This is a genomic window from Rhodococcoides kyotonense, assembly GCF_900188125.1.
Classification (GTDB): Bacteria; Actinomycetota; Actinomycetes; order Mycobacteriales; family Mycobacteriaceae; genus Rhodococcoides; species Rhodococcoides kyotonense.
This window is the reverse complement of the sequence record NZ_FZOW01000012.1, coordinates 17,876-41,174: the sequence shown is the minus strand read 5'-3', so window position 1 is coordinate 41,174 and position 23,299 is coordinate 17,876. Positions and strand designations below refer to the sequence as shown.

At 64.8% G+C, this 23,299-nt stretch carries 19 protein-coding genes; 13 read left to right on the top strand and 6 right to left on the bottom strand.

Annotation, left to right across the window (positions count from 1 at the left end; translation table 11 throughout):
• Nucleotides 1-50: 50 nt before the first annotated feature.
• On the top strand, nucleotides 51-1,370 hold the full coding sequence (lat, locus tag CHB96_RS19460) for an L-lysine 6-transaminase (RefSeq protein ID WP_089249303.1): 1,320 nt from the start codon (nucleotides 51-53) through the stop codon (nucleotides 1,368-1,370).
• 10 nt (nucleotides 1,371-1,380) lie between these two features.
• Here lat and CHB96_RS19455 read toward each other — a convergent pair whose 3' ends face one another.
• Entirely contained in the window at nucleotides 1,381-1,998 is a 618-nt protein-coding gene (locus CHB96_RS19455; protein WP_089249301.1) for a class I SAM-dependent methyltransferase, read from the bottom strand.
• A 122-nt stretch (nucleotides 1,999-2,120) separates the two neighbouring features.
• On the opposite strand from CHB96_RS19455, the gene CHB96_RS19450 reads away from it, so the two are divergent.
• From CHB96_RS19450 to CHB96_RS19435, 4 genes are read left to right on the top strand one after another with little or no spacing between them, the layout of a single operon-like run.
• Nucleotides 2,121-3,434 (top strand): MFS transporter, encoded by a 1,314-nt coding sequence (locus tag CHB96_RS19450; protein ID WP_245865901.1) that lies wholly within the window; start codon nucleotides 2,121-2,123, stop codon nucleotides 3,432-3,434.
• Nucleotides 3,431-4,873, top strand: coding sequence for a pyridoxal phosphate-dependent decarboxylase family protein (locus CHB96_RS19445; protein ID WP_089249299.1), 1,443 nt, complete (start codon nucleotides 3,431-3,433; stop codon nucleotides 4,871-4,873). Before CHB96_RS19450 ends, CHB96_RS19445 begins: the two co-directional genes overlap by 4 nt.
• Nucleotides 4,874-4,881: 8 nt before the next feature.
• Nucleotides 4,882-6,114, top strand: coding sequence for an alpha/beta fold hydrolase (locus CHB96_RS19440; RefSeq protein ID WP_089249297.1), 1,233 nt, complete (start codon nucleotides 4,882-4,884; stop codon nucleotides 6,112-6,114).
• 60 nt (nucleotides 6,115-6,174) lie between these two features.
• Complete coding sequence (locus tag CHB96_RS19435) at nucleotides 6,175-6,519, top strand: PLDc N-terminal domain-containing protein (RefSeq protein WP_089249295.1); 345 nt, start codon at nucleotides 6,175-6,177, stop codon at nucleotides 6,517-6,519.
• Nucleotides 6,520-6,556: 37 nt separating this feature from the next.
• Here the strand turns inward: CHB96_RS19435 and CHB96_RS19430 are convergent, their stop codons facing one another.
• From CHB96_RS19430 to CHB96_RS19420, 3 genes are read right to left on the bottom strand one after another with little or no spacing between them, the layout of a single operon-like run.
• Nucleotides 6,557-7,339, bottom strand: a complete 783-nt coding sequence (locus CHB96_RS19430) for an ABC transporter ATP-binding protein (RefSeq protein WP_089249293.1) — start codon at nucleotides 7,337-7,339, stop codon at nucleotides 6,557-6,559.
• A complete protein-coding gene (locus tag CHB96_RS19425) occupies nucleotides 7,336-8,376 on the bottom strand; it encodes a FecCD family ABC transporter permease (protein WP_089249555.1) in 1,041 nt (346 codons plus the stop codon). The genes CHB96_RS19430 and CHB96_RS19425 overlap by 4 nt, the downstream gene beginning before the upstream one ends.
• Nucleotides 8,373-9,407, bottom strand: a complete 1,035-nt coding sequence (locus tag CHB96_RS19420) for an ABC transporter substrate-binding protein (RefSeq protein WP_089249291.1) — start codon at nucleotides 9,405-9,407, stop codon at nucleotides 8,373-8,375. Before CHB96_RS19420 ends, CHB96_RS19425 begins: the two co-directional genes overlap by 4 nt.
• 353 nt (nucleotides 9,408-9,760) lie before the next feature.
• On the opposite strand from CHB96_RS19420, the gene CHB96_RS19415 reads away from it, so the two are divergent.
• Nucleotides 9,761-11,650 (top strand): chorismate-binding protein, encoded by a 1,890-nt coding sequence (locus CHB96_RS19415; protein ID WP_089249289.1) that lies wholly within the window; start codon nucleotides 9,761-9,763, stop codon nucleotides 11,648-11,650.
• A 99-nt stretch (nucleotides 11,651-11,749) separates the two neighbouring features.
• Here the strand turns inward: CHB96_RS19415 and CHB96_RS19410 are convergent, their stop codons facing one another.
• Nucleotides 11,750-12,973 (bottom strand): MFS transporter, encoded by a 1,224-nt coding sequence (locus tag CHB96_RS19410; RefSeq protein ID WP_089249287.1) that lies wholly within the window; start codon nucleotides 12,971-12,973, stop codon nucleotides 11,750-11,752.
• 46 nt (nucleotides 12,974-13,019) lie between these two features.
• Here CHB96_RS19410 and CHB96_RS19405 point away from each other — a divergent pair, with 46 nt between their 5' ends.
• From CHB96_RS19405 to CHB96_RS19390, 4 genes are all read left to right on the top strand, one after another.
• A complete protein-coding gene (locus CHB96_RS19405; protein WP_089249553.1) occupies nucleotides 13,020-14,024 on the top strand; it encodes a LacI family DNA-binding transcriptional regulator in 1,005 nt (334 codons plus the stop codon).
• 361 nt (nucleotides 14,025-14,385) lie between these two features.
• Nucleotides 14,386-15,267 (top strand): EAL domain-containing protein, encoded by an 882-nt coding sequence (locus tag CHB96_RS19400; protein WP_089249285.1) that lies wholly within the window; start codon nucleotides 14,386-14,388, stop codon nucleotides 15,265-15,267.
• A 32-nt stretch (nucleotides 15,268-15,299) separates the two neighbouring features.
• Complete coding sequence (locus CHB96_RS19395; RefSeq protein WP_089249551.1) at nucleotides 15,300-15,713, top strand: TIGR03668 family PPOX class F420-dependent oxidoreductase; 414 nt, start codon at nucleotides 15,300-15,302, stop codon at nucleotides 15,711-15,713.
• A gap of 141 nt (nucleotides 15,714-15,854) precedes the next feature.
• Nucleotides 15,855-16,397 carry a GNAT family N-acetyltransferase gene (locus tag CHB96_RS19390; protein ID WP_089249283.1) on the top strand — a complete coding sequence of 181 codons (543 nt, stop codon included), beginning with the start codon at nucleotides 15,855-15,857 and terminating at the stop codon, nucleotides 16,395-16,397.
• Here CHB96_RS19390 and CHB96_RS19385 read toward each other — a convergent pair.
• Complete coding sequence (locus CHB96_RS19385; RefSeq protein WP_089249549.1) at nucleotides 16,382-17,362, bottom strand: hypothetical protein; 981 nt, start codon at nucleotides 17,360-17,362, stop codon at nucleotides 16,382-16,384. The two genes, CHB96_RS19390 and CHB96_RS19385, sit on opposite strands and share 16 nt — an antisense overlap.
• A gap of 389 nt (nucleotides 17,363-17,751) precedes the next feature.
• On the opposite strand from CHB96_RS19385, the gene CHB96_RS19380 reads away from it, so the two are divergent.
• The 3 genes from CHB96_RS19380 to CHB96_RS19370 all read left to right on the top strand — a co-directional run bounded on the left by CHB96_RS19380 (nucleotide 17,752) and on the right by CHB96_RS19370 (nucleotide 23,270).
• Entirely contained in the window at nucleotides 17,752-18,999 is a 1,248-nt protein-coding gene (locus CHB96_RS19380) for a fatty acid desaturase family protein (RefSeq protein WP_089249281.1), read from the top strand.
• Nucleotides 19,000-19,169: 170 nt separating this feature from the next.
• Nucleotides 19,170-22,409 (top strand): bifunctional lysylphosphatidylglycerol synthetase/lysine--tRNA ligase LysX, encoded by a 3,240-nt coding sequence (gene lysX / locus CHB96_RS19375; RefSeq protein WP_217899968.1) that lies wholly within the window; start codon nucleotides 19,170-19,172, stop codon nucleotides 22,407-22,409.
• Nucleotides 22,410-23,270: an alpha/beta fold hydrolase gene (locus CHB96_RS19370; RefSeq protein WP_089249277.1), complete on the top strand. Its 861-nt coding sequence runs from the start codon at nucleotides 22,410-22,412 to the stop codon at nucleotides 23,268-23,270.
• Nucleotides 23,271-23,299 lie beyond the last annotated feature (29 nt).

Sequence of the window (23,299 nt, the reverse complement as noted above, 5' to 3'; positions counted from 1 at the left end):
TTCCTACGATTCACGCTTGATTACGGAATTTTGACGCGTATCTTGATTTCATGACGCAGGTATTACAGCGGGGAGAGATCCGCGCCCACGACGTGCACACCACCCTCGGTCGACACATGCTCGCCGACGGCTTCGAGATCGTCCTGGATCTCGACGCCTCACACGGCTGCACCCTCGTCGACGCGCGTGACGGGACCGAGTACCTCGACCTCTTCACGTTCTTCGCGTCGTCGGCGCTGGGAATGAACCATCCAGGACTGCTCGGAGACAAGAAGTTTCGCGCCGACCTCATGCAGGCCGCGGTCAACAAGCCGAGCAACTCCGACATCTACACGGTCGCGATGGCTCGGTTCGTCGACACGTTCGCCCACGTTCTCGGTGACCCCCGCCTGCCGCATCTGTTCTTCGTCGAAGGCGGCGGGCTGGCAGTGGAGAACGCGCTGAAGGTCTGCTTCGACTGGAAGTCCCGCTGGAACGAAGCTCACGGGGTGGACGCGTCACTCGGTACGCAGGTCATGCACCTCGAGCACGCGTTCCACGGCCGGACCGGCTACACGATGTCGCTCACCAACACCGACCCGATCAAGGTCGCGCGGTTCCCGAAATTCGACTGGCCGCGCATCCCGTCGCCGTTCATCTCCTCCGACGCGGACATGGACGCGCTGGAGGCCGACGCCTTGGCCGCGGCGCGACTGGCGTTCGAGGCCAATCCTCACGACATCGCCTGCGCGATCGTCGAACCCATTCAGGGCGAGGGCGGCGACAACCACTTCCGGCCACAGTTCCTTCGTGCGCTGCAGGATCTGTGCCATGAATACGACGCGCTGTTCGTCGTCGACGAGGTGCAGACGGGCGCCGGGCTGACGGGGACCAACTGGGCGTTCCAAGGGCTCGGGCTCTCACCCGACGTCGTAGCGTTCGGAAAGAAAGTCCAGGTCTGCGGCATCATGGCCGGCGGACGCGTCGACGAAGTGCCCGACAACGTCTTCGCCGTCGCGTCGCGCCTCAACTCGACGTGGGGCGGCAACCTCACCGACATGGTGCGTGCGCGTCGAATTCTGGAGATCGTCGAACAGCAGAAGCTGGTCGAGCGGGCTTCGGTCGTCGGCGATCATCTTCTCGATCGGCTGCGCGAGCTGGCTTCTCGACATTCTGCGGTCACCGAAGTACGGGGACGCGGTCTGATGTGCGCTTTCACGATGCCCGACGCGTCAGCCCGCGACCGACTGCTGAACGACCTGCGGACCGTCGAACATGTGCTCGTCATCGGATGCGGCGAACGAGCCGTCCGCTTCCGGCCTGCACTGACGGTCACCGAGGCCGAACTGGACCGAGGCATCGACGCGATCGACCGCTGTCTGCAGCAGTGATCGGCTTGCGTCAGGCGGGATAGCGGCCTTCGGCCCACGCGCGGCTGGCCGGCTGCTCGACGACGTCGACCGGCTCGCCGTCGCGGTAGTAATTCGTGTGGACGATCGATCCCGACACGGTCGCTTCCTGCCATGCCTGCGTCGGGCCTTCGCCGAACCAGAGCCAGGGAGTGATGTCGTCCATGACGACGACGGTCTCGTGGGTGGCCAGCGCCCTCAGGTCCGCGAGGTCCGCGCGGGCACCCTCGAGCGAGTGGTCGCCGTCGACGAAGACGACGTCGAAACGCATGTCCGGGAAGCTCTGCGCGAACTCCCTGATGGTCGAATGCGAGTCACCCTGTATCAGGGTGTGCCGTCCGGGAAACAGTTCGTCGATGTGCGCTTTCGCCGCCGCACTGTAGGCGTAGTTCGCGAGATCGAACGAGTACACGACGGTCGACGGCGAAGCCCCGAGGAACGCCCAGCTCGAGAAGCCGGCATTGAACCCGACTTCACAGATGAGCTGCGTACCGGGACGGGCCGCGAGCGAGGCGAGATAGTTCAGTTCCGACTCGTCCGCGCCGTACTCGAACGGTTCCCCGGCGGTGACGGTTTCCTGCACCATGGCTTCGAGCTGTTGCAGACCCACATGCCCTCCCAACGGCTGTATCTCCTGGAGAGGTCAGTACCGCAGGGACGGGCTTCGTAAACACCTGATTCACGATGATCGAAACCGTGTTCCGGTCGGGTTCGGGCCTCTAGTCTGACCGAGTGACCGATCGCCTCGTGACCGCCGGCTACGGCGCAGGCAGCCTCGGTACCGGCGGTTTCGCTGCGCTCCCCGGACTCGTACTCGCCTACTACCTCACCGACACACTCGGCGTCGCGGCCGCCATCGCGTCGCTCGTTCTCGTCGTTCCGAAGATCTGGGACGTCGCGCTCGGCCCACTCGTCGGTGCGCTCAGCGACAGGCGATCTGCGACGACGGGTTCGCGGTCCCGCGGCATGCTGTTCGGTGCGGTGGCGATGCCCATCCTGTTCGTGCTGACCTTCGCACCTCCCGTCGGTCTGGCTCCGGCCGTATGGGTCTTCGTGTTCTTCCTGCTTGCCGCAACGGTATACAGCTTCTTCCAGGTCCCGTACATCGCGCTGCCGACCGAGTTGTTCACACGGTCGACGGACCGGACACGCCTGGTGTCGGTCCGTATCGCGGTGTTGGCCGCGGCGATTCTTCTCGTCGGTGGCGGTGGCCCGGCCGTGCGCGACGCCGCCGGTGGTGGACCACGCGGCTACCTGTTGATGGCCGTCGCCGCCGCGCTCGTCATGGGAGTCGGAATGGTGGTGACGGTCCGCTTCACGCACGAGAAGTCCGTCACGCGCGCAGGCGACGTCACAGGCAGCATCTGGTCCCAGTACCGCGAGGGTCTCGGCGCCGTGCGGTCGACCCCCAGTTTCCGAAATCTGTTGATCGTGTTCGTCGTTCAGGCGCTCGCGGTGGCGATCCTGTTGGCAGGTGCGCAGTACCTCGCGACGTACGTGCTGGGCGACGAGTCGGCACTCACCGGATTGTTCCTCGCCGTCGTCGGGCCCGCTCTGCTCGTCATGCCCGCGTGGTATCGCCTGGGGCTGCGGTACGGCCGAATGTTCGGATACGTCGTCGCGTCGCTTCTGTTCGTCTGCGCTGCACTGTCTTTCGTCGGAACGCTGTGGTCTCCGGGATCGTGGGTCTACATCTCCGCAGCCGTCGCCGGTGTCGGGTATGCGGGCATGCAGGTGTTCCCGTTGGCGCTGCTGCCGGACACCGTCGAGGACGATGCCGCACTCACCGGCCGCTCCCGCGCCGGCGCACTGAGCGGGGTGTGGACGGCAGCCGAAACAGGTGGTCAAGCGCTCGGGCCTGCGATCTTCCTGCTGATGCTCGCGTTCGTGGACTTTCGATCGTCGCGCACCGACGAGGTTGTCGTGCAGCCGGATTCGGTCGTTCCGGGAATCGTGATGGGATGCTCGGTGATACCGGGGGTTCTGGTTCTGGTCAGCCTCGCCGCTCTGCGGCATTTCCGAGTCCCGCAGGAGGCCGCTGTATGAAACCCGACGAGGTGCTCGACCGCCTTCGCGCACTACGACAGCACGACGCTCCGACGCACGGCGGTCGCATCCTGTCCTACGTCTACGACAGCGGACTCCCCGAGCTCGACGAACTCGCTGCCGCAGCAGCGCGTGAGGTGCAGTCCGTCAACGGCCTGGACCCGACCGTGTTCCCGTCGTCGGCGATCATGGAAGGTGAGTTGGTTGCGTTCGGCCGCAGACTGTTCCACGGGGACGACACGGTGGTCGGTAACGTCACCACGGGAGGAACCGAGAGTTGCATCCTCGCCGTACTCGGTGCACGTGACTCCGCGACGGGCGTAGCCGGATCGATCGTCGTTCCGTCGACGGCCCACGCCGCCTTTCACAAGGCTGCACATCTACTGGGCCTGGAAGCCGTTGTCGTGCCGGTGGATCCGTCGTCGGGTGTCCCCGATCCCGTCGACGTCGCTGCAGCAGTACGCGACGACACGGTACTGATCGTCGCCTCGGCGCCGAATTATCCCTTCGGCGTGCTCGATCCGATCGCGGAACTGGCGTCGGTGGCGCTCGATCACGACATAGGACTGCACGTCGACGCGTGCATCGGTGGACTCGCGCTCCCGTGGTGGGGTGAGCTGCCCGCATGGGATTTCGCGGTGCCGGGCGTGACGAGTGTGTCCGCGGACCTGCACAAGTACGGCTATGCGCCGAAGGGTGCGTCGCTGCTGTTGGTCAAGGGCCGAGATCGTCACCGACACCAGTACTTCGGGCTCACGGCGTGGCCAGGCTATCCGGTCGTCAATCCGACGCTGCTCGGCTCGAGGTCGGTGTCCTCGATGGCGGCGGCGTGGGCGATCGTCACCTATCTCGGCGACGACGGGTTCGCCGAACTCACGTCACAGATGCGCGATTCCACCACCGCATTGATCGCGGCGATTCGCGCCGTTCCCGGCCTGCGGGTGTTCGGGGACCCGGTGGGGCCGTTGTTCGCGGTCGAACCGGATCCTTTGTCCCCACCGCCGGTCGATCCACACCAGTGGTTGAATGCCGTTGCACGACGGGGCTTTTCCTTGCAGGCACAGCCGTCGCTCACGCAGTCCGACGGAACCACACTTCCGCGCACGACACATCTGACCGTCACCCCGGCGACCGTGCAGGTGCAGGGTGAGTTGGTGGCCGCGTTGGTGTCGGCGGCAGATGAGGTCCGCGGCCTCGGGCCCGCCGAACCGCCTGCGGCACTGGCGGATCTGGCGACGTTGTTCTCCGACGGTACCGTCACCGAAGAGCAGGCTGTCGGATTGTCCAGCGACGACGTCTATTCCGCACTCCAGGCCGCAGGCGTCACAGGGGACGGTGAGCTGGACATGGCGTCGATCCTGGCGGGGATCGAGTCGCTGCCGCGCAGGGTCAGTGCACGAATGTTGGTCGAATTCTTGGCTCGGGTCATCGAGAAATAGGGGATTACATGCGCGTTCGGATCGTACTGGCGGTGGCGCTCGGCCTGTCGATGTTCGGTGTTCCTGCTCATGCGGCGCCGGATTTCTACGCGGAACCGTCGGCGATTCCTCCCGAGGCGGGGACTGTGATTGCGGCGGAACCTGTTTCGTTCGTTGGCCAGGTGGGTCAGTTCCCCGGTGTGGCGCAACGTGTGAAATACTCTTCGACCCTCGCCGACGGATCACCGGTGGCCGTCACGGGCACCTATCTGGAGCCGACGGTTCCCTACTCCGGCGGCCCGACGCCGACGGTCGTCATCGGACCCGGCACACAAGGCCAAGGTGACCAGTGCGCGCCGTCGCGCCAATTCCCGACGGGCGGGCAATACGACCCGGGCACCGGCAGTACGTCGATCAACTACGAGGGCGCGTTCGCCGTCGCGTTCCTGACGCAGGGCATTCGGGTGCTGGTGACGGACTACGTCGGGCTCGGGACGCCAGGAATTCACACGTACGTCAATCGCATCGAGCAGGGGCATGCTCTCATCGATGGAGCTCGCGCGGCACTCGAGCTGGCCGGGCACGACGGGCCCGTCGGATTCTGGGGGCATTCGCAAGGCGGCGGGGCCGCGGCATCCGCGGCGGAACTCGTCGGCGATTATGCACCCGAGCTGAATGTCGCGGGCACGTACGCCAGCGCTCCGCCCGCGGATCTCGACGCGGTCCTGCGGCACATCGACGGAACCGGGCTGACGGCAGCAATCGGGTTCGCGATCAACGGATTCGTGGCGCGCTACCCCGAGCTTGCAGCTGTCGTCGACGCGGCCTCGAACGATCGCGGCAAAGAGGTACTGAACCGGGTGTCGACGCAGTGCCTCGTGGAAGCGCGTCGGGAATTCGGCGGTACGTCGACGGCATCGTGGACGAAGGACGGCCGTCCGCTGGCCGACGTCATCGGTGACGACCCGATCGTGCGGCGCGTGTTCGACGACCAGCGCATCGGCAACGGAACGCCGAGCGCGCCGGTCCTGGTGAACTCGGCGCGCAACGACGACTTCATCCCGACGGGTCAGGCGCAGCAGCTCGTTGCCGATTGGTGCTCCCGGGGGGCGTCGGTGTCGCTCTACGTCAACGAGCTGCCGCTGGTCCCCGGGAGGTTGGGCGTCAATCATCTGGCGCCTGCTGCGACGGATTTCGGTGTCGGGCTGGCGTTCATGCGTGACCGATTCGCGGGAGTGCCTGCTGCGGGCTGTGGTTCCTGAGAGTTCCCTGTATGGTTTGCGTGGCAAAAGACCGCCCGGTCTGTCGAATCAGGAGGAACGGTGCCTTACCTCGGCTTGATCATCATGATCCTGTGGGTGTTCTGCCTCATCGACGTCGTCACGGCAGATGAAGGCGGAATCCGGTACCTGCCCAAGACGATGTGGCTGCTGTTCGTCGTGTTCGTTCCGCTGGCCGGGTCGATCGTGTGGCTGGTCGCCGGACGCCCGATCGGCGGCGGCATCTGGGGCGGTGCCGGAGTGCCGAGTCGCAGCAACTCCGCGTACCCCGAATACGACACTCGCCCCGGCCGAGCCGTCGGGACCAGCCCGGAGGCCGACGAGGAATTCTTGCGTCAGTGCCGCGCCCGCGCCGAGGAGCAGCGGCGGAGGGCGAGAGGCGAGTAGGGGGCTTCGCCCCACGTGCCCGAAAATACATAGGCCTCTATGTATTTTCGTGCACGTGCCGCTTGCGGTATGTGATCTGGGGATACGTACCGGATTCGTCGAGACCGACGTCGGCGTGCACGTGGTAGACATCCCGCACGAGGTCCTGGGTGATCACGTCGGCGGGCGTGCCTGTCTCGACAACGACGCCATCGCGCAGTACGACGATGCGGTCGCAGAACATCGCTGCCAGGTTCAGGTCGTGCAGGGCGATGAAGCTGGTCAGCGGCAGCTCGGCTACCAACGCGAGGATGTCGAGCTGATGCTGGATGTCGAGGTGGTTGGTCGGCTCGTCGAGCAGTAGTTCGGTCGGTTCCTGTGCCAACGCCCGCGCGATCTGCGTGCGCTGACGTTCACCTCCGGACAGCGTGTGCCACAACCGATGCGACTTCGACGCCATTCCCGTGCTCTCGAGCGCACTCGTGATCGCACGATCGTCCGCTGCCGGGTCGCCGCCGAACAGCCCGTGATGCGGAATTCGGCCGAGCCGCACGACATCTCGCACCGAGATGTCGACATCGGTGGTCGAATGCTGATCGACCATCGCGACGCGTCGTGCGATCTGTTTGCGCCTGAGCGTGTCCATGCCCGTGCCGTCGAGCGTCACCGAGCCGTGGTCGGGCGTCACGATGCCGGCGAGGATCCGCAGCAGCGAGGACTTCCCCGACCCGTTCGGACCGATCAGCCCGACGGTCTCGCCTTTCACGGGTTCGAAATCCACGCCGTCCAGAATGGTGTGCGACGAGCGTGTCCATCGAATTGCTTTGCCGCGTATCGTCATCCGGTCCTCCGCATCCGAAACAGAATCACCGCGAACGCAGGGACACCGACCAGTGCGGTCACCACACCGACCGGAATCTCCTGCGGCTCGAACAACGTGCGGGCGACGGCGTCGACCCACACCATGAAGATCGCGCCGACGAGCACGGTCGTCGGCAACAAGCGTCGATGACGCGACCCGACGAGGAACCGTGCCGCGTGCGGCAGCACGAGCCCGACGAATCCGATTGCGCCCGCGGCACTGACGAGCGTTGCCGTGATCAGCGCGGTGATGACGAGCAGCAGAATTCGAATCCACTTCACCGACACACCCAGCGACGCGGCCGCGTCGTTGCCGAAAGTGAAGGCGTCGAGCGCCGATGCGTGGAACAGACACACGAGAACGCCGACGGCACAGATACTTCCGCACATCACGACGTCGGTCCAGTCGGCGCCACCGAGCGACCCCAGCAGCCAGAACAGAACCCCTCGTGTCTGTTCTGCATCTGCAGAGGAAATCACGATGAACGACGTCAACGCCGAGAACAGTTGCGTCCCTGCTACTCCGGCGAGCACGACCCTGTCCGTCCCACCGCCTGCACCCGCGGCCAACAACATGACCAGCACGAACGACAGCACAGCGCCGATGAACGCACCCGTCGACAACGACAGCATTCCGCCGCCGAAACCGAGAACCGCGACCAGCACGGCACCCGTCGACGCTCCGGACGAAATCCCGAGAACGAACGGGTCCGCCAAGGGATTACGGAGCAGCGACTGCATGATCGCACCGCACAACGCAAGTCCCGCACCGCAGATCGCCGCCAGCAAAGTGCGCGGAAGCCGCAGCTCCCACACGATGCCGTCCTTGATCCGACTGACGCCCGAATCACCGAACCCGAGGTGCTGCAACACCACCCGATAGACATCGAGCACCGACAAGTTCGCCGGGCCGATCGTGATGGCGAGCGCGATCGACAACGCCAGCACGGCGGTACCGACGATCAGCAAGGGTGCGAGAACACTCTGCCGCTGCTGAACCGTCGTACCGGGTGTCAATTCGCCAGGCCCCAATCCTGCAGCGCCGTCGCGACTTTCTCGACGCCGTCGACGGTTCGGATCGACGGGTTCAGATCCGCCCCGTTGACGACGATGTACCGCTTACCGGTCACTGCAGGCAGGCGCTGCGTCACCGGGTTGGTCTCGAGGAACTCGATCTTGGAGTCCAGGGCGTCACCGGCGATCGTGCGACGACTCAGGTCTGCGAGCACGAACGCCGTCGGATTGCGATCGGCGACGGATTCCCAACTGACCTGCGGCCATTCGTCGGTCGTGTCGGCGTAGATGTTCTCCGCACCGACGGAATCGGTGATGATGCCCGACGACCCACAGCATCCGGCCATGTAGGGCGTCGCGGTGTCGGCGAACCAGTAGACGAGCGAGGCGCCCGGCGCATTCACCGATCCGGACGCAGCCTCGTAGCGATCCTGCAGCTCGGCGACGAACTGCTCACCGCGCTCTCGGACGTCGAAGATCGCGGCGAGATCTCGGACCTCCTGGTACACGGAATCCATCGTCAGAGGCTCGGTGCGGGCGCCGTCGGAATTGACGCTCTCGTCGGTCTTGCCGTTGCAATCCGTCGGCGACAGGTAGTTGGGGACGCCGAGTTGCTCGAACTGATCGCGGTCGGCGACGCCGCCAGGACCGAGTGTGCCGCCGAACGAAGCCGAGACGAAGTCCGGTTCGGCGTCGAGGACGACCTCGAGCGACGGCTTGTTCTCGGACAGCCTCGGTACTTTCTCGTTTTCGGACGCAAGGTTGCTGCGCACGGGGTCGGTCCACGTTGCCGTGCCGACCATGCGATCCGCGAGCCCGAGGCTGAGCAGGATCTCCGTCGAACCTTGGTTGAGGGACACCGCACGCTGCGGGGGTGCGTCGATGACGACGTCCTGACCGCAGTTGGAGATCGTCAACGGGAAGGTGGAGTTGCCGTCCGTCGTGGCCGTGGGTGTGTCCTCGGCGCTGGAACAGGCAGTGAGGACCAGTGCAGCGGTGAGCACGGCGATCGAGAGTGGTGTGCGGGTGTTCATGGGAGAGGGCAGAACTTCCTACTAGGGGCTCGTGACGCGGAGCCGCGGGATGTACGCCGTGAAGTGCGAGCGATCGGACTCCCACCCATGCAGGCGTGGACACCGTTGCGCGTCAGTCCCGGACTCTCACCGGATTCCCTCGCACGTCACGTGACCGTCCGTGACGACCACCGGTGACGATAGCCGGTCGAAGATGTGTACAGTAACCCGACATGTACGCATCGATGTCCGTAGCAGGATCATGGTGGTGGCGCTCCTAGGCGCCCACTTCGCGTATCAATTGCCGTGGCCGCCTCTCGAGGCGGCCATTTTTTGTGCCTTTCTCGAGAGCATTTTTTCGAGAAGGGTGTTCGATGAAGGATCTGTTGAGAAGTGCTCTGGCCGGTTCCGAACCGTTCGCGTTGATCGCGCGTGAGCACGGGGTGGACGTGCTCGTCGGCAATGTCGTATCGGTGCCGTCCCTGGCGGATGTCCCACTCGATGGTGATGTTCTTGCGCTGGTCCCGTTCAGGCAGATTCAGGAACGCGGCTTCGCCTGTCACGACGACGGGGCATTGCTGCAGTGTCTGCGGGTGTCGGAGCGTGTGCGGGTTGGTGTCGGTGAGGTTCTCGAGGCGGTCGAGGCGGGTGAGTTGTCGCTGCGCGACGGCCGATTCGAACCGGGTGACGACGAGTACGCGTCGATCGTCACGCGAGTGCTCGCCGACGAGATCGGCACCGGCGCGGGTGCGAACTTCGTCATTCGGCGCGACTTCAGAGCCCAGTTGGACGACGACCTGCATGCGGGCCTGGAGATCTTTCGACGGCTCCTGCTCGGCGAATCCGGCTCGTACTGGACGTTCTTCGTACACACTCCCCTCGTGACATTGGTCGGTGCGACGCCCGAGCGACACGTCGGTTTCGACGGCCGCACCGCGATCATGAACCCGATCAGCGGCACCTACCGGCATCCGGTCGACGGGCCGTCCGGTGACGGCGTCCTCGAATTTCTCGGTGACGCGAAGGAGAACGCCGAGCTGTTCATGGTCGTCGACGAGGAACTGAAGATGATGAGCCGCATCTGCGCCCGCGGCGGACGCGTCGTCGGGCCTCGGTTGAAGCAGATGGGCCACCTGACGCACACCGAGTACGAACTCGTCGGCGACAGTGATCTCGATCCACGAGACATCCTGCGCGAGACGATGTTCGCGCCGACAGTCACCGGTTCACCCATCGAGAACGCCGCGCGGGTCATCGAGCGGTACGAAACATCCGGGCGTGGTTACTATTCGGGTGTTCTGGCGTTGTTCGAGAACCGCGACGGTGTGTCGACCGTGGATGCGCCGATCCTGATCCGTACGTGTGAGATCTCGCCGGATGGTGTCTTGAAGATCTCCGCCGGCGCAACGCTGGTGCGCAATTCGGTTCCGGAACACGAAGTGGCCGAGACGCGTTCGAAGCTGGGCGGAGTGTTGGCGGCGTTGGGGGTGGAGGCGCGAAGGCCTTCCTTCGACGATGCGATTCGGTTGGCCGATGTTCCAGGGGTCTCCGACGCATTGGCCAGGCGAAACGAGAAGCTGGCGTCGTTCTGGCTGGACTCGCAGTTTTCCGTAGAGGTCGGCTCGCGCGGGACCGCCGTCGTCGTGGACTTCGAGGATCAGTGGACGGCGATGATCGCGCACCAGCTTCGACATCTGGGCATGGATGTGACGGTGGTGCGATGGGAGGAGTTCAACGGTTGTGACGCCGACCTTCTCGTGTGCGGACCGGGTCCGGGTGATCCGTCCTGCGTGTCGTCTGCGCGCATAGCACGGGCAGAAGCAATTGTGCGCGAAAGGCTTTCGAGTGGTCTGCCGTTGCTGGCGATCTGCCTGAGCCACCAGATTCTCGCGCGCGTGGTGGGGTTGGATGTCGTCGCGTTGCCCCGTCCGCAGCAGGGTGTGCAGAAGACCGTCCGCGTGTTCGGGGAGGAACGGACCGTCGGGTTCTACAACACCTTCGCGGCTGTGCCCGATGACGTTGCAGGAGTGACCGTTTCAGCGGACCAGGGGTACGTCAACGCCCTGCGGGGTCCGGGGTTCGAGTCGATCCAGTTCCACCCGGAGTCGGTGCTGTCGACCAACGGCCTCGGCCTGCTGGGCGGGTTGGTCGGGCGGTTGGTCGGGGGTTCTCCTGGGTTGGCGGGGGTTTCGGGGCCGGGGGTTTCGGTGGTGCCGGGGGTGGGGCCGGTGGGAGCGAGGGCGGCATCCAGTCACTCAGAGTGAACGAAGGGGACATTCGGTCACCTGGGGGGCCGAGGAGGTGGGGCCGGTGGGAGCGAGGGGGACATCCAGTCACTCAGAGTGACCGAAGGTGACATTCGGTCACCTGGGTGGGCCTGCCGGCGCCGGGCCGACCGGGGCCAGGGCGGCATTCGGTCCACCCGAAGACCCCCGGAACACCCCGCGCGCCCCGAGGACCGTGACCAGCGCCGCGACGATCAGCGCCATAGCGATGAACGTGACCACCGCGATGCTGGTGCGGTCGATGAGCACACCTCCGACCAGAGCGCCGGATGCGATGGCGACCTGAAAGGACACGACGTAGATCGCCGACGCGCGGTCGGGGTCGGCACGCGGAGTGTTCAGCACCGACGACTGCAGGCACACCGGGACGGTCGTGAACGCCAGACCCCAGAGGCCGATTGCAACCACGGCAAGTACCGCGAGCGAACCCGGCGCGGACTGCAACGTCGACCACAGCAGAAGCAGAGCCGCGGCTACGACGCTCAGCGAGACGATCGTCGAGCGCCGAGGCCAGCGGTCGAACGTCTTCCCGACGATCCAGATCCCGACGACGCCACACAGTCCGTACAGCAGAAGCATCAGCGTCAGAGTCGTTCCGATCGACCCGACGCCACGGTCGACGAGGAGCGAGAAGTACGTGTACGCGATGAAGTGGCCGAGAACCGCGAGAAACGTTGCGACACAAATCACTACGAGCGATCGGTCGAGGACCCGCGACCTCGACTTCCGGGCAGGTCCGTTCACCGGCATCTTCGGCAGAACCGAGAACAGCGTCACCGCGATCGCCGCAGAGACCACCCCGATACACGCGGCGGCTGTTCGCCACCCGAGCCACTGGCCCAGCGCCGCGGTCAGCGGATTGCCGGCGACGAGGGCGAGCGACGTCCCGGCGTACACGGTCGCGATGGCCTTGCCCTTCATGTTCGGAGCCACGAGCGACGCGGCAACCGGAGCGACGACCGCCCAGAACACTCCGTGCGTCGCCGCGCACACCATGCGGGCGAGCACGAGCATCGGATATCCGACGGCAACGGCCGACAGCAGCTGCGAGAGGGCGAGCGCTGCGACCGTCACGACGACGACTCGTCGGCGCGGCCATCGCCGAACGAACGTGATGAGCGGCATCGTCATGACCGCGACACCGTAGGCGTAGAAGGTCAACAGCAGGCCGACGCTCGATTCGCTGACGGCCATGTCCGCGGAGATTTCCGGAAGCAGGCCGATGGGCAACGTCTCGGCGGTCACGTAGACGAATGCGGCGGCAGCGAGCACGACCAGTCGCAACACGGTCGATCCAGGCATGCTGTGTATCGTTACACAACTCATCGACAGTCGCTACCCTGACACCATGAGCACCCGCCCGACCATGGCCGACGTCGCCCGCGCGGCCGGGGTGTCGACCATGAGCGTCTCGTACAGCTACAACCAACCCACCCGCGTTTCCGACGCCACCCGGCAACGCGTGTTCGACGCGGCAACCCTGCTCGGCTACACCGGACCGCACCGAGCCGCCCGTTCACTGCGCAGCGGCAAGACGAACAACCTCGGTGTCGTACTCACCGAAAAGCTCACCTACTCGTTCGAGAACCCCGAAGCCCGCGCCTTCCTCTCCGGCATCGCCGAAGCCTGCCTCGACACCGACACCGGACTCGTCCTACTCCCCAACTCCCGCATCGGCGTCGACCTCACCCGCATCCGCGACGCCCACGTCGACGGCTTCGTCCTCTGGACAACCGTCGTCGACGACCCCGTGCTCGACATCGTCACCGCCACAGGCAAACCCGCGTGCATACAAGGCGGGCCGATCCATCCCGGCATCGAATTCATCGGAATCGACGACGAAGCAGCCGCACACGCCATCGGCACCATCGGACTCGCACGCGCGCAGCGACCCGCGATCATCAGCTTCCCGCGCGATCGCGACCGAATCGCCGACACCGTCCTCGGACCCGAACCCGAGAACGCCACCTTCCCGGTGACAGCTTCCCGCCTTGCCGGGTACCGGCGAGCGGTCGTCGAATATGGGTTTCGGTGGGAGGACATACCGGTGGCATTCGCGGCGACGAATGCACGGACGGAAGGCGCGACGGCAGCTCACGCACTTCTACGCGAGTTCGACGCGGATGTGATCCTGTGCACGAGTGATGATTTGGCGCTCGGCGCTCTCGACGCCGGTGCGCACGGCGTGACCGGGTGGGACGATTCGGAGGCCGCGGAAGCGGCTGGGCTCACGACGGTCGCGCAGTCGTTGTACGACCAGGGTCGCCACGCCGCGGGGTGGGTGCTCGGCACGCTGTCGTCGATCCCGGAGGCCGAGTGGTCGGTCGTCGCGCGCGGTTCCACTACCGGCTAGCTGCCCCGTTCGCCCCGCCCCTGTGCTTATAGTGTGGCTTGCCTAATTCATTGTGGTATGCCGTACACAAAGGGGATCTGCATGGGACAACGAACCGCATTGGCCGACGTCATCGCACCCGTGCATGGCCGCGTTCGCGTCGCCATGGTCATGCAGGTTCTCGCGTCGGCGGCGACGCACTGCTGGTGACGCATTACGCCGACGTGCATCTACAAGCGGAACGCGCGCGCCGACGCGGGTGGGTGGACGCTCGTGACGGACAGATAGCGCGCCTCGAAACGGGGAATTGGTTTTGTTTGTGGCGTCAAACCGGACTTTGGGGTTATTCTCTTGAGTGGCCGACCGGCCACTAGGGGGGAGCATGCGCCGAGAACCTGCCGAGCCCCGCCCTGCGCGCAACCATCAGGGCTTCTCCGAAGAGCTGCCCGACGGCAACCGCGCTCGCCTGGACATCCTCGATCGGCTACGTGGCGCCGCGATGAGCGAGCACGAGCTGCAGATGCTCTACCAGCCGATCGTCGACTTGGCGTCGAACACCATCATCGGTGCCGAGGCCCTCATCCGGTGGAATCATCCCGATCTCGGGCTGTTGCTGCCGGGCAATTTCATCCCGCTCGCCGAGCAGTCCGATCTCATCATCCCGCTCACCGATTGGGTGCTCGACGAGGTCGGCAGAACCATGGCGGCGTGGCGGCACCGCGACATCGACGTCCAGGTGGGCGTCAACGTCAGTCCCCTGCACTTCGCCGCGGGCACCCTTGCCACCGACGTCATCGGCGTCGTCGACCGGTTCGGAATCCCACCCGGTCACTTTGTACTCGAACTGGCCGAATCGACGTCGCTGCACGACGTCGATGCCGTCGTCGAACAACTCACGGAAGTCCGACGACGTGGTGTGCTCGTCGCCATCGACGACTTCGGATCCGGATTCTCGTCCCTCGAACGCCTCGCGACGCTCCCCGTCGACATCCTCAAGATCGACAGGTCTCTGACTCAGCACCTCGACAGCCACGACGTCGAACGCAGCCGCACGATGTCCACGCTGTGCACAGCCGTCGTCGCCGTCACTCACGAGCTGGGCATGGACACGGTCGTCGAAGGCATCGAAACCGCCGAACAGCTCGACGCATGTACCGACATGGATGTCACATGCGGGCAAGGGCACCTCCTCGGACTCCCGGTCAACGCGTCCGAATTCGAAGCCCTGATGCGCCGACACCGTGCACGCAGCGAGTCCGCATGACAGTGTCGGAGCATGACCGCCCGGAAGTCCTCATGAAGATCGACGACGAAATCGGGCAGTTCAGCACCGCCCGACGCGCACAGCTGTCCACCGTCAACTCCGACGGCACCCCACACCTGGTGCCCATCGTCTTCGCCGTCGCCGACGGAAGCATCGTCACCGCCATCGACTGGAAGCCCAAGAGCACCCAGAAGCTCCGGCGGCTCGAGAACATCCGCGCCGACCCAGCCGTCAGCCTCATCGTCGACCACTACGACGAGGACTGGACCGAGCTCTGGTGGATACGGGCCAGCGGGTCGGCCCGAATCGTCGACGTCGACACCCCCGACGGGTCCGTCGCCATCGACGCCCTGGTGGCCAAATACGACCAGTACGCCTCCGCGAAGCCCCAGGGTCCGGCCATCATCGTGTCCGGGTTGACCTGGCGGTCTTGGCGGGCGTCCTAGGGGTCCACCCCCAGTCTGGACCGAATGTGACATGTGGTCACTCAGAGTGACCGAAGGCCGCCCTCGCTCACCCGGCGAGCAGTTCGCGTCGGCGAAGAAAATCGCTCGTGCAGACGGCCGCCCGTCGGGAACACTGCTCACATGAAGACCCCACCCGACCGATTCGACCTCGACGGAGTGGTGATGCGTCGCGAAACCGCCGACGACGCAGCGGTCGTCGCCGATGCGATCGCGTCGAACATCCCGCGACTGGCACCGTGGATGGAGTGGGCCGTCGTCGAGGCGGCCGACGTCGAGGCGCAACAGGCTCGGATCGCCGACACTCGTCGCCAATGGGACAGCGGAACTGCCTACGACTTCCTCGTCCTCGACGCTGCGACGGACCACGCGCTCGGCAAAGCAGGACTGAACCGGCGCGGTGACGACTGGCTCGAACTCGGATATTGGCTGACCGCCGACGCCGAAGGCCACGGGATCATGACCGCGGTAGCGTCGACGCTCACCGATATCGCGCTCGAACTGCACGACGTCTCGCGCGTCGAAATTCACTGCGACGCGGCGAATCTACGAAGCCAGGCGATTCCGCGCCGTCTGGGATACCGGCTGGCTCGCGTCGTCGACCACCCGATCACGACTCCGAGCCAGACGGGACGCCAGATGATCTGGATCTATGACGCCTCCTGACGCCACTGGGCCAGCGGAATTGCGCGCACGTTGGGCCGTGGTCGCTGCTTGGCCTGCTGGTAGGCGCACCGGATGTGCTCCGTCACCACCTCGGGTTGGCTGCGAATGCTCCGCGGCGTGACCGCGGCGATCACAATGCCGTTGTTCTGCATTTTCGCTCGGCGCTGCAACGTTTCGTCGAAGGCCACCGGGGACGAATGATGTTCGAAGGATTCGACTTCCAGGGCGAACGCGACGGTGTCCTCCCAGTCGTCGGCGATCGCGATGAACTCCCCCGACTCCGACAGAATCACCCAGTTGGACACCATTCGAGGCAGACCAGCCAACCTGCACAGCTCGCGCGCCTCCACTTCAGCCACCGAATGCGCACCCGTCGAGAGCTCACGGAGAACCCGTCGAGGCATCGCACTTCCCCGCCCGCAACCGGTGTCCAGCTCCTCGAGCAGTGTGTCGACGTCAGCCGCACCTCTCTGCAGGACCTCGGCAACGAGCGCCGTGCACGCCTTCTCGTCGACCATCTTTCGTGCCGCGTCCAGCAGGCATCTGTTCAAGGGAGCGACCGGCAGCCCGGATATCGTGGTCGCTTCCGGAGATTGCCACGTGCGTTCGACCACGACGAACGACGCGTCCTTCCTGTGCTGTCGATGCGGTATCAGCAAGCCGACGTCGTTGGCCTGGAACTTCGTCCCGAATCCGTGCAGATTCAGGCCGGCTCGCCCAGTCAGCATGGAGTCGGATCCCCCGTACATGACCGCAGCCGTCTGGCGCTGAGCCACAGTCGGCCTACCGTTGTGCAACACCACCAATCCCGGAAGGATCCGCTGCCACGGACCTCCGGACGTTCGGTCTCCGATGGTCTTCGCTCCCACCCCCATTGCCCGCAACACGGACGTCCGAATCACCTGGTTCTTCGCCTTCGCACGCAGTGCGCTGTAGTTGTCGTCTGCCCAATCTCCACGTTTCATGCGCGCATAGAACATGGTGGGTCCGACAAGTTCGCGCAAATCCCACAGGCGCCTGTGGAAACTGTGGATAAACAAGGCGCGCAGGGTGACTCGATTCGGTGTGCGGTCGGACGGCCCGGGTGGGAGCGAGGGCGGCCCTCGGTCACTCAGAGTGACCAAATGTCACATTCGCTCCGGAATCCCGGTACACCCGACGGGAGCGAGGGCGGCCCTCGGTCACTCAGAGTGACCAAATGTCACATTCGCTCCGGAAGAAGGCTGCCTCCCGGAAAAGGCCGCCTCCGAAGAACCCGATCGACGAATCGGTCGACGCCGAGGTTAGAGGTCCGTACCGTTGGGTAGGTGACGGGGGCCACAGAGACGCTCGTATCCGCACATGAAGGGGAAGCATGGCGATATCGGACATACAGGAGTACGCCCATCTGACCGAGGCGGACATCGAAGCCCTCGGCCAGGAACTCGATGCGATTCGACGCGATGTCGAGGACTCACGTGGTGAGCGGGATGCCAAGTACATCCAGCGGACCATCACGTTCCAACGGTCTCTGATGGTGGCCGGTCGGGTGGTGCTGTTCGCGAGCAGGAAGAAGCCGGCGTGGGTGCTGGGTTCGGCGCTGCTCGGGGCAGGCAAGATCATCGAGAACATGGAGTTGGGCCACAACGTCATTCACGGCCAGTGGGATTGGATGAACGATCCGGAGATCCATTCCAGTAACTGGGAGTGGGACAACACGTGCCCGTCGTCGGGCTGGAAGCATTCGCACAACTTCACGCATCACAAGTACACCAACATCGTCGGCCTGGACAACGACGTCGGCTACGGCATCCTCCGCATCACCCGCGACCAGAAGTGGCACCCCAAGTACTTTGCACAGCCCCTGGTCAACGCGCTCTTGGCGACGTTCTTCGAGTGGGGCGTCGCGCTGCATCACCTCGAGACGGACAAGCTCCGCACGGGCGAGGTGAAGTGGTCGGACAAGAAGGACATGGCGGTCGACGTCGCACGCAAGATCGGGAAGCAGGTCGGCAAGGATTACATCCTGTTCCCGTTGCTGACCGGCCCGGCGTGGAAGTCGACGCTGACGGCCAATGCGACGGCCAACTTCATTCGCAACTACTGGACGTACGCCGTCATCTTCTGCGGTCATTTCCCGGACGGCGCCGAGAAGTTCACGCTGGAGGAATACGAAACCGAGACTCAGCCCGAGTGGTATCTGCGTCAGATGCTCGGCAGCGCCAACTTCCACGCAGGGCCGACGCTCGCCTTCATGACCGGAAACCTCTGCTACCAGATCGAACACCATCTGTTCCCGGATCTGCCCAGCAACAGGTATGCGGAGATCGCGGTCAAGATTCGCGACCTGTGCGACAAGTACGATCTGCCCTATACGACGGGTTCACTCGCACAGCAGTACGGCCAGACGCTGCGGACCATTCTAAAACTGTCGCTGCCCAACCGGTTCCTGTCGGCGACGTCGGACAATGCACCCGAGACGTCGTCGGAACTCAAGTTCCGTATTCGCGGCGGTATGAAGGAAGTGTTCGGCGTCGACCCGCAGACCGGAAAACGTCGAGGATTGAAGACCGCACTCGCGATGATCGGCAAGCACACGCCTGTACATCGTCTGACCGAATGATCACTTCATGTCGGCCGTCAGCGCTACCGTTGCCCTGAGGTAACTGGCAGCACTGACGGCAGGAGTGAGCAGTGACGAGCACATCGGTGTCACGGGAGGCGTCGGACACTCACGGGCGGGACGCGGAGAAGAAGGCGCCGCGTTCGTTCGTACCGCCTGCGCACGGGCGGCTGAGCGAGGTTCCGCACATCGCCGGGCTGATCCTGGGTGTGTTCGCGGTCTTCGTGTTCCTGTGGAGTCTGTCGCCTGCTCTTCGTGTCGTCATCCGAGCGCCACGCGAGTACGTCGACACCTATTACTTCGACGCCCCGGACACCTCACTCGCGTGGGCTCTCGTCGTCGGACTTCTCGCGGCCGCGCTGGCCAGTCGCAAGCGCATCGCGTGGTGGCTGCTGACGATCTATCTGATTCTGCTGGCGCTCACGAACATCGCCGAAGGCATCGACACCAAAGAAGTCGATTCCTGGATCGCGTTGGGCGTCCACCTCGTCGTCATCGGAATCCTCATCGCGTCCAGGCGCGAGTTCTACACCCGTGTCCGACGCGGCGCCGCATGGAAAGCCCTCGGGGTCCTGATACTCGGCGCGGTCATCGGAACCCTGGTCGGATGGGCACTCGTCGCACTCTTCCCCGGGACACTGCCGGAAAGCCAGACATTCCTGTGGGCGTTCAACCGCGTCACCGCGCTGGCGACGGTCGACAACGAGCAATTCGGCGGGCGGCCACACGGTTTCGTCAATACTCTGCTCGGCTTGTTCGGCGCTCTCGCGCTGCTGGCCGCCGTCGTCACGCTGTTCCGTTCGCAGCGCTCGAGCAACGCGCTCACCGGCCGCGACGAATCGGCCCTGCGCGGCCTCCTCGACAAATGGGGCGCCGACGACTCCCTCGGATACTTCGCCACCCGACGCGACAAGGCGGTCATCTTCGCACCGAGCGGAAAGGCTGCGGTGACGTACCGCGTCGAGGTCGGGGTATGCCTGGCCAGCGGCGATCCGATCGGCAACCCCGAAGCATGGCCGCACGCCATCGACGCGTGGCTCGAGCTCGCCGAGAAGTACGGCTGGTCACCCGCCGTCATGGGCGCCAGCGAAACCGGCGCGACGGCATTCAAACGAGCAGGGCTCAACGTCCTCGAACTCGGCGACGAAGCCATCCTCTACACCAAGCAGTTCAACCTGAACGGCCGAGAGATGCGGCCGGTCCGGCAGGCCGTGAACCGGGCACGCAAGGCAGGCGTGACCGTCGAAATCCGCAGGCATCGAGACATTCCCGCACCGGAGATGGCCGACATCATCGACTGCGCCGACGCCTGGCGCGACACCGAGACCGAGCGTGGATTCTCGATGGCGCTCGGCCGTCTCGGCGACCCGCTCGACGGTGACTGCCTGCTCGTCCAGGCACGCCAGGACGACAAGACCGTCGCGGTCCTGTCGCTGGCACCGTGGGGTCGTACAGGAGTGTCGCTCGATCTGATGCGACGGGATCCGCAGTCCCCCAATGGAGTCATCGAACTGCTCGTCACCGAATTGGCCACCGGCGGAGATCAATTCGGCATCAGCAAGATCTCGCTGAACTTCGCGGTGTTCCGGGCGGTGTTCGAGGAAGGCAGCCGGATCGGCGCCGGTCCGGTGTTGCGGATCTGGCGGTCGGTGCTGGTGTTCTTCTCTCGGTGGTGGCAACTCGAAGCGCTGTACCGCTCCAACGTGAAGTACCAACCCGAATGGGAACCGCGCTACCTCTGCTTCGCCGACAACCGCGAGCTTCCGAAGGTCGGCATCGCGTCGGCGATCGCCGAAGGCTTCCTCACCCTCCCGAGTTTCCGACGCGCACGCAAACACACCGGCAGCCACGTCGCGGTGCCCGCTGCCCTGGCCGGTAGCGAGGACATCCACACCGACGGAAGCGGTCCTGCCGCACTCGACGACGACGAGCCGACGACGACGGGCCCCAAACGTCCCGATCAAGTACGCGTCCGCATCGCCAAATTGAATCGTCTGAGCCAGGCAGGCGTCGAAGGCTATCCCGTCGCCTACCCCCCGACGCATTCCGTCGCCGAAGCCTTGACCGCACCGCAGGGCACGTCGGTGCGGATCGCCGGTCGTATCCTGCGCATCCGCGATTACGGCGGGGTCGCGTTCGCCGTCGTCCGCGACTGGACCGACGACATCCAGGTGCTGTTCGATCGGGAGCGTGTCGGTGACAGGCTCGATACGTTCGACTCCGACTTCGACCTCGGCGACCTGATCGAAGTGAGTGGCACCATCGGCCGCAGCAAGAAGGGCGAGTTCTCGTTGCTCGCGTCCGATTGGCGGATGAACGCGAAGTGCCTACATCCGTTGCCGGACAAGTGGAAAGGGCTCACGGACCCGGAATCCCGTGTGCGCCAACGCTATGTGGACCTCGCGATCAACCGATCGGCTCGCGATCTGATGACCGCGCGCAGCAACGTGGTGAAGTCCTTGCGGGATTCACTGTCCGACCGCGGATACATGGAGGTCGAGACCCCGATTCTGCAGCAGGTACACGGCGGCGCCAACGCAGCACCGTTCATCACGCACATCAACGCGTACAACCTGGACCTCTACCTGCGCATCGCGCCCGAGTTGTACCTCAAGCGGTTGTGCGTCGGCGGCATGGACAAGGTGTTCGAGATCGGACGTGTGTTCCGCAACGAGGGCGCGGACTTCAAGCACAACCCGGAGTTCACGATCCTCGAGGCGTACGAGGCGCACAGCGACTACGAACGCGCAATGGTGTTGTGCCGCGAACTGATTCAGAAAGCAGCAGTCGCTGCGCACGGACGTGAGATCGTACTGCGGCCCGACGGCCCGAACGGCGAGATGATCGAGATCGACATCTCCGGCGAATGGCCGGTCAAGACTCTGCACGGTTCGGTAGCGGAGAAGCTGGGCGTCGACGTCGCACCGGACACCTCACTCGAAGAACTACAGCGGCTGTGCGACGAGAACGACATTCCGTACGAAAAGGATTGGGACGCAGGCGCCGTCGCTCAGGGCATGTACGAGCACCTCGTCGAGGACTACACCGAATTCCCGACGTTCTACAAGGACTTCCCGACGTCGATGTCACCGCTGACGCGTCCGCACCGCTCGATTCCAGGTGTCGCCGAGAAATGGGACCTCGTCGCGTGGGGCGTCGAACTCGGCACTGCGTACAGCGAGCTCACCGACCCCGTCGATCAACGTCAGCGTCTGACCGAGCAGTCGTTGCTCGCAGCCGGTGGTGATGAAGAGGCCATGTCGCTCGACGAGGACTTCCTGCAAGCTCTCGAATACGGCATGCCGCCCACCGGAGGTCTCGGCATGGGCGTCGACCGCGTCGTCATGCTCATCACGGGAGGAAGCATCCGCGAGACGCTCGCGTTCCCGCTCGCCAAACCCCGGCAGTAGATGTTTCACATGAAACCACCGGGAAAGTTCGTGACGGTTCACGGTCTGGAGACCCATGTAGTCGTCGAGGGAGGCGGACCGCCGGTGGTCTTGTGCGGTGGGCTCGGTGGCAACTGGTTCGACTGGGACGACTGCGCCCGCATCCTGTCCCCGTTCCACACCGTCGTCGTGTTCGACCGGCCAGGATTCGGGCTCAGCGAGCCGCTGCCACGAGACGAGTCTCCAAGTGTGACGGGAGAAGCCTCGCGAATTCTCGGAGTCCTCGACGCGCTGGAGATCCGGGAGCCGGCAGTGGTCGTCGGACACTCGATTGCCGGTTTCTATGCGGAGGCTTTCGCTCGACTGCATCCCGACCGCGCGTCGGGAATGCTGTTGCTCGATTCCAGCGCCGAACGCGACCCGTGGGCAGTGGTTCCGCGTCGGATACGTCTCGAGACTGCCCACCTGCTGGCGGCGGTGGCGTCGAGAAGCGGGGTGCAGTACCTCCTCGGACCGACGGTCCGACGCATTCTGAACCAGTCGATTCCACCCGACGGCATCCCGATCGAGACGTACGACTGGGTGCGGCAGATCTATCGCACCCCGTCGTACCTGCGCGCGGCGATGATCGAGAATTTCGTCTACCCCGACATGGCGGCGGAATTGAACGGGATCCGTCGTCGAACATCGTTCTCCGCGCCCACGATCGTGGCCGCAGCGCACACCGGCAGGCCCACCCCGTGGGGACGCGCGTGGGTACGAAAACAACAGCGACTCGCGCGATATCTGAACGCACGGTTCACGACGGTCGACGATGCCCATCACCACGCGATGATCGATCGACCCGCCGAGGTCGCAGCACTTATCGCCGAACTGGTGTGAACACCGCAGGACTGGGCACGTTACCGTGT

What these genes read in the sequence shown, in the direction of transcription:
- lat (WP_089249303.1), top strand. Translation starts at nt 51, where the DNA reads ATGACGCAGGTATTACAGCGGGGAGAGATCCGCGCCCACGACGTGCAC.
- CHB96_RS19445 (WP_089249299.1), top strand. Translation starts at nt 3,431, where the DNA reads ATGAAACCCGACGAGGTGCTCGACCGCCTTCGCGCACTACGACAGCAC.
- CHB96_RS19440 (WP_089249297.1), top strand. Translation starts at nt 4,882, where the DNA reads ATGCGCGTTCGGATCGTACTGGCGGTGGCGCTCGGCCTGTCGATGTTC.
- CHB96_RS19430 (WP_089249293.1), bottom strand. Translation starts at nt 7,339, where the DNA reads ATGACGATACGCGGCAAAGCAATTCGATGGACACGCTCGTCGCACACC.
- CHB96_RS19420 (WP_089249291.1), bottom strand. Translation starts at nt 9,407, where the DNA reads ATGAACACCCGCACACCACTCTCGATCGCCGTGCTCACCGCTGCACTG.
- CHB96_RS19415 (WP_089249289.1), top strand. Translation starts at nt 9,761, where the DNA reads ATGAAGGATCTGTTGAGAAGTGCTCTGGCCGGTTCCGAACCGTTCGCG.
- CHB96_RS19410 (WP_089249287.1), bottom strand. Translation starts at nt 12,973, where the DNA reads ATGCCTGGATCGACCGTGTTGCGACTGGTCGTGCTCGCTGCCGCCGCA.
- CHB96_RS19405 (WP_089249553.1), top strand. Translation starts at nt 13,020, where the DNA reads ATGAGCACCCGCCCGACCATGGCCGACGTCGCCCGCGCGGCCGGGGTG.
- CHB96_RS19400 (WP_089249285.1), top strand. Translation starts at nt 14,386, where the DNA reads ATGCGCCGAGAACCTGCCGAGCCCCGCCCTGCGCGCAACCATCAGGGC.
- CHB96_RS19395 (WP_089249551.1), top strand. Translation starts at nt 15,300, where the DNA reads ATGAAGATCGACGACGAAATCGGGCAGTTCAGCACCGCCCGACGCGCA.
- CHB96_RS19390 (WP_089249283.1), top strand. Translation starts at nt 15,855, where the DNA reads ATGAAGACCCCACCCGACCGATTCGACCTCGACGGAGTGGTGATGCGT.
- CHB96_RS19385 (WP_089249549.1), bottom strand. Translation starts at nt 17,362, where the DNA reads ATGAAACGTGGAGATTGGGCAGACGACAACTACAGCGCACTGCGTGCG.
- CHB96_RS19380 (WP_089249281.1), top strand. Translation starts at nt 17,752, where the DNA reads ATGGCGATATCGGACATACAGGAGTACGCCCATCTGACCGAGGCGGAC.
- CHB96_RS19370 (WP_089249277.1), top strand. Translation starts at nt 22,410, where the DNA reads ATGTTTCACATGAAACCACCGGGAAAGTTCGTGACGGTTCACGGTCTG.